The sequence below is a fragment of the Granulicatella sp. zg-ZJ genome (assembly GCF_010892355.1).
In the GTDB taxonomy this organism is placed as follows: Bacteria; Bacillota; Bacilli; order Lactobacillales; family Aerococcaceae; genus WM01.
The window spans coordinates 1-12,026 of record NZ_WNJY01000037.1; the positions used below are offsets into that span (position 1 = coordinate 1).

A 12,026-nucleotide genomic window follows, 5' to 3' on the forward strand; every position below is an offset into this window, starting at 1 on the left:
TACGAATGGCTTCGTTCTCGCACGTAGTAGAGAACGAGCGATGTATCGTGTACATCATGGTAAGCCGTACAACTTAACGTCTGATACGAAAAAAGACTGTCGACATTTTAATTTGTCAACAGTCTGACCGGACAGTCGTTTTTACGACTGTCCGGTGTTTTGAGTTTTATTTTTTACTTTCAGTTGTTGTTCCTTGTTGTGATACAGATTGTTCATTAACTGTTGGTTTTTGTAAAAGTGAGCTTAATGCTTCATTTAAAAAGACATCAGAGATTTTAATATCAGCATCTTTTAACAATTTTTCAATGACATTTTGTTGTGTTGTTTTATCAGATGCTTGGTCATCAATATATTCTGTTTTAAATTTTTCTTTATCAGCATCAAATGTTGTTTTAGCTGGTTTTGATTCCATTTTAATAATGTGGTAACCAAATGTTGTTTTAACAGGTGTAGAAGATGTTTCGCCTTCTTTCATATCTCTCACAGCTGTTGCAAATTCAGCAACCATAGCGCTCGGTTTAAATGAACCTAAAGAGCCACCTTTTTCACTATTGCTTTTATCGGTTGAGTATTGTTTCGCTAAAGCGTTCCAATCGCCACCATTGTTTAATTCTTCAAGTACTTTTTTAGCTGTTTCTTCATCTTTTACTAAAATATGAGATGCTGTTACTTTTGGTTCCCATGATTCATATGCTTTTTCTAATTCTTCATCTGTTGGTGTAACATGTTCTTTTACAACTTGTAAAACAGCGTAGTTTGCATAGATAGTTTGTTTAAATGCTTCTTCTGAATCATAGCCATTTTGTAATAATACTTTTTTAAATGCTGCATCCCCACCAGCAGTTTGTTTACGAGTAGCGATAAGCTCATCTGTTTGTTTTGTGACAGCGGCTTTATCTTTTACTGAATTAACAGCGATTTTTTGAACAAGCAAACTATATAGTGCTTGTTTACCAGCTGTTGTACGCATTGAATCGTATAATTCATTTTTTGTAATATTACCTGCTTTTGTTGTTGCAATATTCTCGTTTGAACATGCAGATAATGTAACAACTGCTGCGGCAGTTGTTAAAACTAACCATTTTTTCTTCATATAAGACTCCTATTCTAAAAATTGTTATTGCCCTTTAGATATTATATCACATGTTGTCAAGGTTTATCCATTATCAATAGATTTAAAATAATGATAAAGATTATTCGCTACATTTTTTGATATACCAAGATGTTTGAAATCTTCAAGAGAAGCTTCTTTTAACTCTTTTAATGTTCTAAAATGCACTAGTAATTTTTTCTTTGTTTTTGGTCCAACTCCCTCAATATTGTCTAATTGTGATGAAAGAGAGTGTTTACTTCGTAATTGTCTATGGAATGTAATGGCAAAACGATGGACTTCTTCTTGTATACGTTGGATTAGTCTAAATGCTGGGCTTTGAATAGGTAAATCAACGACGTGTAAATCATCTCCAAAAATTAAAGATGCTGTCTGATGTTTATCGTTTTTTACCATTCCAGCAATAGCAATCTGTAAACCTAATTCGTCTTCTAAAACTTCTTTAGCGGCGTTTACTTGAATAGCACCACCGTCCATTAAAATTAAATCAGGCATAGGTTTATTTTCTTTTAGTAAACGAGAGTATCGTCTTCTAATGACTTCTTGTGTTGTGGCAAATTCATGACTTCCTACTACGGTTTTAATTTTAAACTTACGATAAGCTTTTTTGTCAGGGATACCATTTTTATAAACGACCATGGCTGATACAGGATTTGTTCCTTGAGTATTAGAATGGTCAAATGATTCAATCGTATTCGCACTTTGGATACCTAAATAATGCGCTAGTTCATCTACGGCTTTAATACTTCTAGTGTCTTTCAATGTTTCTAAATGAATGCGTTCATTAACAGCAATTTCACTATTTTTAATCGTTAAATCGAGTAAACTACGTTTTTTATTTCGTTTTGGTGTGATGACTTTGACACCGAGTGTATCAGCTAATAAGCCTTTATCAAGAGTGTCTGGAACAATAATTTCTTTTGGTAAAATATGTCCTTTATCGAGATAAAATTGTAAGATATAGGATAATACTTCGTCTTCTGGATTACCATAGCACTCAAAAATGGTAGCTTCACGTTTAATAATACTTGATTGTCTTAATAAAAAGACTTGAATTGATAAAAGACCATTTTTGATGAAATACCCAAAAACATCATGGTTTGAATAGTCTTTTGACAAAATAATTTGTTTTTCGACAGTTGTTTCAATGTAGTGAATTTGATCTCGATAATCTCCAGCACGTTCAAAAGCAAGTTCTTCAGCAGCTTCTTGCATTTTCATGCGTAATTCTTTTTTGATTTGTGATACATCCCCGTTTAGAAAGCGTTGGATAAGTTTAATGCGTTTATCGTATTCTTCTTTTGGGACAGGGTGGTCACAACAACCAATACATTGATGGATGTGGTAATAAAAACAGGCTCTTTTTTCTTGTTTGGAGCATCTTCTCAACGGATAGCTCTTTTGTAGTAATTGTAAAGTCTGATTTGCTGCTCCTACATTTGGATAAGGTCCAAAATATAAACCGCCGTCTTTTTCGACATGATTTGTAATCATCATCTGGGGGTCTTTTTCCTTTGTGATTTTTAAATAAGGATACATCGTTGTTTCTTTTAACTTAATATTATATTTTGGTTGGTATTTCTGAATTAAATTTATTTCGAGTAAAAGAGCTTCTTTATTTGTCCGTGTTACAATAGTTTCAAATGTACGAATATCATTGACTAAAAGCAGTGTTTTTCCGTCGTGAGCACCTCTAAAATAACTATTGACACGATTTTTTAAATTTTTTGCTTTACCAATATAAATAATCTCTCCGAATGCATCTTTCATCATATAGCATCCAGGTAAATCTGGTAGTAACGATAGTTTTTCTTTAATGTGTTTTTTATAGTCCATATTATCACCTAAAAAATGTTTTCATGTTTAAGTATATGCTATAATCAATAAAAAGCAATAAAGGAGATGCTGATAATTGAAAACACTAGTGGTTATTGGACATCCAAAACCAAATGAATCACACGTAAATGTTTTTTTGAAAGAAAGTGTGGCACAGATTGAAGAGGTTATATGGCATGTGTTAGCCAATCGTCAGATTGATGTTGAACAAGAAAGAGCGTTATTAAAAAGTGTAGATAGAATTATTTTACAGTTTCCTATATATTGGTATAGTTGTCCTTCCCTATTAAAAGAATGGATAGATACTGTTTTTTCGTTTCAAATGCACGAACTAGAAGGGAAAGAATTTGGAATTGTTGCTTTAATGGGTGGGGCACAAAAACAATATCAAGCCGGTGGAAAAGAAATGTATACTGTCTCAGAAATGCTAAGACCGTTTGAAATGCTAGCAAGACATTTAAAAATGACGTATTTACCACCATTATCCATACATCAATTTTCTTATATGAGTGAACAGGAAAAGCAAGCGTTATTAGTAGAGTATATGCATTATACGAGTGCAATATATCCAATGACGTTTCAAGAACAAGGAAAATGGTATGTGCATGCGTTAAAAAAAATAGTACATGAAGAGATACAGACCGTTATTGATGTGATTGAACATAATCAAGAAGAATTGGAAGAATTACAAGAATTGTTAAAGGAAATGATGTAATGGAACAGCAATGGATTTACCGTGTATTAGAAGATATGATACAAAAAGAGTTGCAATATGAAAATAGGGCAATACTAAAACAAGTACAGCGATATATTGAAAAACAATACGAACGTATTGAACAATCTAAAGGGGTGTTAGAAGGGAATATGTGGAGTCCAAGCAAATGGTAAGGGTCGTTTTTTGTCCCTAATATATTGTTTTTTAAAATCACATTAAAACTGTTGAATAAAGAAAATATGAATGGTATAATAATGGTGTGCTTGATAAGAGGTAAGTATTACTTGTGTCAAGAGGGTCGATAAAAGACCCAAAGAACAGAGGTGTAAAAATGGAACAGACAATATCTTTATTAGAAAGTTTGGTTCCTGAATTTATTGGTCATGTGGCCAAGCGTATGAAAATTTTAGATACAATTTCATTATATGAGCCAATAGGCAGACGTTTGTTGGCATCAGAAGTAGGATTATCTGAAAGAACGCTTCGTACAGAAATAGAACAATTAAGAGAAGTTGACTTAGTCATTGTATCAAAAAGTGGTATTTCTTTAACGAATAAATCAAAACAGCTATTGGAGACATTAAGACCTATTTTTCAGTTGGAAGAATATTTACGTCAAAAAGAGTATGACATTCAACAAAAATTTGGCATCAAACAATGTCGCATTGTTTCTGGAAATGCTAATAAAGATGAAATATTTTTTAAACGATTAGGGAAAGCTATATCAGATATTTTAAATGATATTTTACCACTAGAGTTGAATGTTTTAGCTGTTACAGGTGGCACAACTTTATCAAAAACAGTTGAATATGTAAATAGTGATTTATCACAAGATCGTTATTTTACAGTTGTTCCTGCAAGAGGTGGAGGCAATGCTTCGTTAACGATTGAAGCGAATATGGTTTCTTATATGTTGGCACAAAAATTAAAAGGTAATAGTGTGTCATTGTTTGTGCCAGATATGCTGACAGCTGAATTACATCAAGCTCTATTAAATGATTCTGCTATTTCTGAAACAATTTCTTTATTAAAAAAGACAAATTGTTTGATTTATAGTATTGGAAATGCCAAAATAATGGCAGGTAGACGTGGCGTATCCAAACAGGATATTGAACGTATATTAACAAAAGGTGCCGTTGGTGAAGCGCTAGGTGTTTTCTTTGATGAAAAAGGACGCATCGTGCACCGGTTGGCAAGAATTGGATTAGTCTTAGAAGATTTACATCACTTGCCGAATGAAATTTTAGTCGTGGTAGGTAGTCAAAAAGCAAAAGCATTGAATGCCTATATGACACTCGCCCCAAAAAATACCATTTTAGTATTAGATGAGGCATTAGCAAATATGGTTTTGAAAGAGGAAACTCTTTAAAAAATAAAAACATCCTTAGGAGGAAAAGAATATGACAGTTAAAGTTGGTATCAATGGATTCGGACGTATCGGACGTTTAGCATTCCGCCGTATCCAAGAAGTAGAAGGAATTGAAGTGGTTGCAATCAACGACTTAACAGATGCTAAAACATTAGCACATTTGTTAAAATATGATTCAACACAAGGTCGTTTCAATGCCGAAGTAGAAGTATTAGATGGAGCATTCCGTGTAAATGGTAAAGAGGTTAAAGTTTTAGCAAACCGCAACCCTGAAGAATTACCATGGGGTGAATTAGGTGTTGACATCGTGTTAGAATGTACTGGTTTCTTCACATCTAAAGCAAAAGCTGAATTACACTTACAAGCAGGTGCAAAACGTGTTGTTATTTCTGCTCCTGGTGGTAATGATGTACCAACAGTTGTATTCAACGTTAACCATGACATTTTAACAGGTGAAGAAACAGTTATTTCTGGTGCTTCATGTACAACTAACTGTTTAGCGCCAATGGCTAAAGTGTTACAAGATAAATTTGGTGTTGTTGAAGGATTGATGACAACAATTCACGCTTATACAGGTGACCAAAACACATTAGATGCTCCACATGGTAAAGGCGACTTACGTCGTGCTCGTGCAGCAGCAGCAAACATTGTACCTAATACAACAGGTGCTGCTAAAGCAATCGGTTTAGTTATTCCAGAATTAAATGGTAAATTAGACGGTGCGGCTCAACGTGTTCCAGTGCCAACAGGATCATTAACAGAATTAGTAACAGTTTTAGAAAAAACTGTAACAGCTGAAGAAATCAACGCAGCGATGAAAGAATCAGCAAATGAATCTTATGGATACACAGAAGACCCAATCGTATCAACTGATATTGTTGGTATTACTTATGGTTCATTATTCGATGCAACACAAACTAAAGTTATGACAGTTGGTGACAAACAATTAGTAAAAACTGTTGCTTGGTATGACAACGAAATGTCTTATACAGCTCAATTAGTACGTACTTTAGAATACTTTGCAAACTTAGGTAAATAATAACGTCGCATGTCGCGATAGAGTATAGTGGAGAGGTGGCATGCTTCTCCGCTATTTTCATGTATAAAATAAAAGTCATTTTGACAAAATTTGGAGGATTTTATGGCAAAAACAATCGTATCAGATTTGCATGTAGCAGGTAAAAAAGTATTGGTTCGTGCAGACTTTAACGTTCCAATGAAAGACGGTGTTATCACAAATGATAACCGTATCGTTCAAGCATTACCAACCATTCAATATTTAATTGAAAAAGGTGCAAAAGTTATTCTATTTTCTCACTTAGGTAAAGTGAAGACAGAAGAAGACAAAGCAACAAAATCTTTACGTCCAGTAGCAACACGCTTATCAGAATTATTAAATAAAGATGTTACATTTGTTCCTGAAACAAGAGGAGAAGTTTTAGAAAATGCCATCAATGCTTTACAAGACGGAGAAGTTTTAGTATTTGAAAATACTCGTTTTGAAGATATTGACGGTAAAAAAGAATCTAAAAATGATTCTGAGTTAGGTCAATACTGGGCAAGTTTAGGTGACGTATTTGTTAACGATGCTTTTGGTACAGCACATCGTTCACATGCATCAAACGTTGGTATTTCAACACACTTGAAAACAGCAGCAGGTTTCTTAATGGAAAAAGAAATCAAATTTATTGGAGGTGCGGTAGATACACCAGAGCGTCCATTTGTGGCAATTTTAGGTGGTGCAAAAGTATCTGATAAAATTGGTGTTATTGAAAACTTGTTAGATAAAGCAGATAAAGTGCTTATCGGTGGCGGTATGGCTTATACATTCTTCAAAGCACAAGGTAGAGAAATTGGTAAATCTTTATTAGAAGAAGATCGTATTGAATTGGCAAAATCTATTTTAGAAAAAGCAGGTGACAAATTAGTGTTACCAGTTGACACAACAGTTGCACCAGACTTTAGCAATGATGCACCAGCAACCATTGTTGCATCTACTGAAATTCCAGCAGATCAAGAAGGGTTAGATATTGGACCGAAAACAGTTGAATTATTCGCTTCTTATTTAAAAGATGCAAAAACAGTTGTATGGAATGGACCTATGGGTGTATTCGAGTTCCCTAATTTTGCTAAAGGAACAGTTGGTGTGTGTCAAGCTATTGCTGAATTAGACAATGCAACAACCATTATTGGTGGAGGAGATTCAGCAGCTGCAGCTATTCAATTAGGTTTTGCTGATAAATTCACTCATATTTCAACAGGTGGCGGTGCCTCTCTTGAATACTTAGAAGGTAAGGAATTACCAGGTGTTGCTGCAATTACAGAGAAAAAATCAAGCTGTGGTTGTGGTAAAAAGAAAGCATAATAAAGGAGAAAAAACAGATGCGTAAACCAATTATTGCAGGAAACTGGAAAATGAACAAAACAGTGGATGAAGCAGTTCGTTTTGTTGAAGCTGTAAAAGATAAATTGCCTTCATCAGACATCGTTGAGTCTATTGTTGGTGCACCAGCTTTATTATTAAATGGTGTGAAATTCTTTAGTGCAGACAGTCCATTAAAAGTAGCAGCTCAAAACTGTTTTTGGAAAGACGAAGGTGCGTATACAGGCGAAACAAGTCCAAAGGCATTGTCAGCAATGGGCGTCGACTATGTCATTATTGGGCATTCTGAACGTCGTGAATATTTCCATGAAACAGATGAAGAAATTAACTTAAAAGCACATGCTATTTTTAATAATGGTATGGTACCAATTATTTGCTGTGGTGAAACATTAGAACAATATGAAGCAAACCAAGCTGAAGAAGTTGTATCTCGTCAAGTAAGTGCAGCTTTAAATGGTTTAACACAAGAACAAGTAAAACAAACAGTGATTGCTTATGAACCAATTTGGGCAATTGGAACTGGTAAATCTGCCACACAAGATGATGCACAAAAAATGTGTAAAGCTGTTCGTTCTGTTGTTGAAAAATTATTTGGTCAAGATGCAGCAGAAGCTGTTCGTGTCCAATATGGTGGTTCTGTAAAACCTGAAAATATTGCAGAATACATGGCATGTCCAGATGTTGACGGTGCATTAGTTGGTGGAGCATCGTTAGTTCCTGAATCATTTTTAGCGTTATTAGAAGGAGTAAAATAATGACAAAATCTCCAGTAGCTTTAATTATTTTAGATGGTTTTGCAAACCGTGAAGAAGAATTTGGAAATGCTGTAAAAGCAGCACATAAACCTAATTTTGATCGTTACTACGTTCAATTTCCACATAATCAATTAGCTGCAAGTGGAGAAGATGTAGGTTTACCTGACGGACAAATGGGAAATTCTGAAGTAGGACATTTGAATATTGGTGCAGGACGTATTGTTTATCAGTCTTTAACACGTATCAATATTTCAATTCGTGAAGGTGCTTTTTACGATATTCCTGAACTCGTAAAAGCTGTTAAAACGGCAAAAGAAAAAGGAACAGCATTACATTTAATGGGATTAGTGTCAGATGGTGGTGTGCATTCTCATTATGAACATTTATTTGCATTATTACGTTTAGCTAAACAGTACGAATTAGAAAAAGTATATGTTCATGGATTTTTAGACGGTCGTGATGTAGCTCCTTCTTCAGCATTAGATTTTGTAAAACATACACAAACCGTTTTTGAAGAAGTTGGTGTTGGACAATTCGCAACGATTTCTGGACGTTATTACGCAATGGATCGTGATAAACGTTGGGAACGTGTTGAATTGGCATACGATGCTATGGTTCGTGGAAAAGGTCCTAAATTTTCAAGTGCTGTTGAAGGTATTGAAGCTTCTTATCATTCAGAAGTATACGATGAATTTGTTGTTCCATTTGTCGTTGTAGATAAAGAAGATAAAGCTGTTGCAACAATCCAATCAGAAGATTCAGTGATTTTCTTTAACTTTAGACCAGATAGAGCTATTCAATTAGGAACAGCTTTAACAAATCCTACATTTAATGGATTTGATAGAGGGGATAATGCTCCAACACGTTTAAACTTTGTAACATTTACACTTTATAGTGATGATGTTCTAGCAGAGATTGCATTCAAAAAAGAAGATTTAAAAAATACAATCGGTGAAGTATTGTCTAATGCAGGAAAAAGACAATTACGTATTGCTGAAACAGAGAAATATCCACACGTTACATTCTTTATGAGTGGTGGACGTCACGAGGAGTTTGAGGGAGAAAGTCGTATTTTGATTCCTTCTCCAAAGGTTGCGACGTATGACTTGAAACCAGAAATGAGTGCCTATGAAGTGAAAGATGCATTAGTTGAAGCAATCAACAAAGATGAATTAGATGCGATTATTTTAAACTTTGCGAATCCAGATATGGTTGGGCATTCAGGTATGTTAGAACCAACAGTCAAAGCCATTGAAGCAGTAGATGAGTGCTTAGGTGAAGTGGTTGATTTGATTTTATCTAAAGGTGGTTATGCGATTATTACAGCAGACCATGGAAACTCTGATGAAGTATTAACATTAGATGGAAAACCAATGACAGCACATACGACAAATCCTGTTCCTGTTATTGTGACAAAACAAGGTGTAACATTACGTGACGGTGGTCGTTTAGCCGATTTAGCGCCAACAATGTTAGACTTATTAAACATTGAAAAACCTGTGGAAATGACAGGTGAAAGTTTAATTAAAAAATAATCACTTAGATAGATATTAGTTGCATAATAAAACTAAATTCAATACAATAAGCATGTAAATAAAATGAAAAATTTACAATATAAAGGAGATATAAAAATGCCATTTATTACAGATATTTTAGCAAGAGAAGTGTTAGATTCACGTGGTAACCCAACAGTAGAGGTTGAAGTGTACACAGAAAGTGGAGCATTTGGTCGTGGTATGGTTCCGTCTGGAGCATCAACAGGTGAATACGAAGCTATTGAATTACGTGACGGAGATAAATCTCGTTACTTAGGTAAAGGTGTTCAAAAAGCTGTTGATAATGTAAACAATGTCATTGCTGAAGCTTTATTAGGTTTCGACGTTCGTGATCAATTAGCTATTGATAAAACAATGATTGAATTAGACGGCACACCAAACAAAGAAAAATTAGGTGCTAACGCTATTTTAGGTGTATCTATTGCTGTTGCTCGTGCAGCTGCTGATTACTTAGATGTACCATTATACCAATACTTAGGCGGATTCAATGCAAAAGTATTGCCAACACCAATGATGAACATTGTAAATGGTGGTTCTCACTCAGATGCACCAATCGCTTTCCAAGAATTTATGATTTTACCAGTAGGGGCTCCATCATTTAAAGAAGGATTACGCTGGGGAGCAGAAATTTTCCATAACTTAGCTAAAATCTTAAAATCTCGTGGTTTAGTAACAGCTGTTGGTGATGAAGGTGGTTTCGCTCCTAAATTTGAAGGAACAGAAGATGCTGTTGAAACAATTTTAGAAGCAATTAAAGCTGTTGGTTTAGAACCGGGTAAAGATGTATTCTTAGGATTTGACTGTGCATCATCTGAATTCTATGAAAATGGTGTTTATGATTATTCTAAATTTGAAGGTTCAACAGGTGCAAAACGTACTTCTGAACAACAAGTTGACTACTTAGAAGAATTAGTAAACAAATACCCAATTATCACAATCGAAGACGGTATGGATGAAAACGACTGGGACGGTTGGAAATTATTAACAGAACGTTTAGGCAAACGTGTTCAATTAGTTGGGGATGATTTATTCGTAACAAATACGAAAAAATTATCTGAAGGTATCGAAAAAGGTATTGCTAACTCTATCTTAATCAAAGTAAATCAAATTGGTTCATTAACAGAAACATTTGAAGCAATTGAAATGGCTAAAAAAGCTGGCTATACAGCTGTTATCTCACATCGTTCAGGTGAAACTGAAGATTCAACAATCGCAGACATCTCAGTTGCTGTAAATGCAGGACAAATTAAAACAGGTTCATTAAGCCGTACAGACCGTATTGCAAAATACAACCAATTATTACGTATTGAAGATCAATTAGGCGATTTAGCTGTTTATGAAGGTCTAAAAGCATTTTATAATTTAAAAAAATAGTATTTGAAAAACAGGGTTGATGTTATCAATCCTATTTTTTGGTTTTATAATATTTAGAGTTGGCAGTGAATGGCATTAATCATTCACTGCCTTTTTTATATTCTTTTTCTGTCACTGGGAATGATATTGTATGATGAAAATAAGCAATCTATTTAATTACTTTAATATGATTGTTGATAGCTTCTGTGACGTCATTTGAATAACGTTAGATAATACCGTTTTAATAGGTTTTAACGGCACCGAATTTTTTAAAACTATTCTGGTAATATAGGTTAATATGATGATAACTTCCGTAACTCAACATCTCACTGTCTGTAATTATATCTAAACTTTTATATAAAATCATATATTAAAATGATAGTATATCAATGATTTATGCGTATATCAGATATGTTTTAAAGGATTAGTGGTAATGGTAGTTTGTGTAATTAACATATATTTCTGATTCTTTAATATTTAGTGTTGGTAGTGAATGATGATGGCTTTTACTATCTTAAAATGAGTAATTTCAACTGGCTTATTGATACCTTGATGAAACAGGATTTTTATAGTATCCGTTTATTTTCGTTTTTTATTCTTTTATCTTATTTTTACTTTGAGATAATAGTAAAAAAACAATAGGAGGACTAACTATGAAATACGGGTATATTCGTGTGTCGACAAAGGAACAAAACATTGATCGTCAGTTAACAGCTATGTACAAAGAAGGGATTGCAAAAAAACAGATTTATATTGATAAAATGTCAGGGAGAGATTTCAATCGAGTAGCTTACAAACGTATGATAAAACGTGTGAAAAAAGGAGATGAAATTGTGATTAAATCGATTGATCGTTTAGGAAGAAATTATGATGAGATTCTTGAACAGTGGCGCTATTTAGTGAGAGAAAAAGAGGTAGATATTCGGGTTATTGACTTAGAATTATTAA

General features: G+C 34.0%; 11 protein-coding genes. 9 read left to right on the plus strand and 2 right to left on the minus strand.

The window, feature by feature from the left end; translation table 11 throughout:
* Positions 1-166 precede the first annotated feature (166 nt).
* Both GMA11_RS08525 and uvrC read right to left on the minus strand, forming a co-directional pair.
* Positions 167-1,093 (minus strand): peptidylprolyl isomerase, encoded by a 927-nt coding sequence (locus GMA11_RS08525; protein WP_163546731.1) that lies wholly within the window; start codon positions 1,091-1,093, stop codon positions 167-169.
* Positions 1,094-1,156: 63 nt separating this feature from the next.
* On the minus strand, positions 1,157-2,947 hold the full coding sequence (gene uvrC, locus GMA11_RS08530) for an excinuclease ABC subunit UvrC (protein ID WP_163546732.1): 1,791 nt from the start codon (positions 2,945-2,947) through the stop codon (positions 1,157-1,159).
* 76 nt (positions 2,948-3,023) lie between these two features.
* Between uvrC and GMA11_RS08535 the strand changes: the two genes are divergently transcribed.
* The 9 genes from GMA11_RS08535 to GMA11_RS08575 all read left to right on the plus strand — a co-directional run.
* Entirely contained in the window at positions 3,024-3,662 is a 639-nt protein-coding gene (locus tag GMA11_RS08535) for an NAD(P)H-dependent oxidoreductase (RefSeq protein WP_163546733.1), read from the plus strand.
* Positions 3,662-3,835 carry a hypothetical protein gene (locus GMA11_RS08540; protein ID WP_163546734.1) on the plus strand — a complete coding sequence of 58 codons (174 nt, stop codon included), beginning with the start codon at positions 3,662-3,664 and terminating at the stop codon, positions 3,833-3,835. The genes GMA11_RS08535 and GMA11_RS08540 overlap by 1 nt, the downstream gene beginning before the upstream one ends.
* Positions 3,836-3,993: 158 nt before the next feature.
* Entirely contained in the window at positions 3,994-5,031 is a 1,038-nt protein-coding gene (locus GMA11_RS08545; RefSeq protein WP_163546735.1) for a sugar-binding transcriptional regulator, read from the plus strand.
* A gap of 31 nt (positions 5,032-5,062) precedes the next feature.
* Positions 5,063-6,070 (plus strand): type I glyceraldehyde-3-phosphate dehydrogenase, encoded by a 1,008-nt coding sequence (gap, locus tag GMA11_RS08550; protein ID WP_163546736.1) that lies wholly within the window; start codon positions 5,063-5,065, stop codon positions 6,068-6,070.
* 102 nt (positions 6,071-6,172) lie between these two features.
* Positions 6,173-7,396, plus strand: coding sequence for a phosphoglycerate kinase (gene pgk / locus GMA11_RS08555; protein ID WP_163546737.1), 1,224 nt, complete (start codon positions 6,173-6,175; stop codon positions 7,394-7,396).
* Between the two features lie 17 nt (positions 7,397-7,413).
* A complete protein-coding gene (gene tpiA, locus GMA11_RS08560; RefSeq protein ID WP_163546738.1) occupies positions 7,414-8,169 on the plus strand; it encodes a triose-phosphate isomerase in 756 nt (251 codons plus the stop codon).
* On the plus strand, positions 8,169-9,704 hold the full coding sequence (gene gpmI, locus GMA11_RS08565; protein ID WP_163546739.1) for a 2,3-bisphosphoglycerate-independent phosphoglycerate mutase: 1,536 nt from the start codon (positions 8,169-8,171) through the stop codon (positions 9,702-9,704). The genes tpiA and gpmI overlap by 1 nt, the downstream gene beginning before the upstream one ends.
* Before the next feature lie 96 nt (positions 9,705-9,800).
* Positions 9,801-11,099 carry a phosphopyruvate hydratase gene (gene eno / locus GMA11_RS08570; protein WP_163546740.1) on the plus strand — a complete coding sequence of 433 codons (1,299 nt, stop codon included), beginning with the start codon at positions 9,801-9,803 and terminating at the stop codon, positions 11,097-11,099.
* Positions 11,100-11,731: 632 nt separating this feature from the next.
* Positions 11,732-12,026 (plus strand): recombinase family protein (locus tag GMA11_RS08575; protein ID WP_163546741.1); only part of this gene is annotated, 295 nt, incomplete at its 3' end.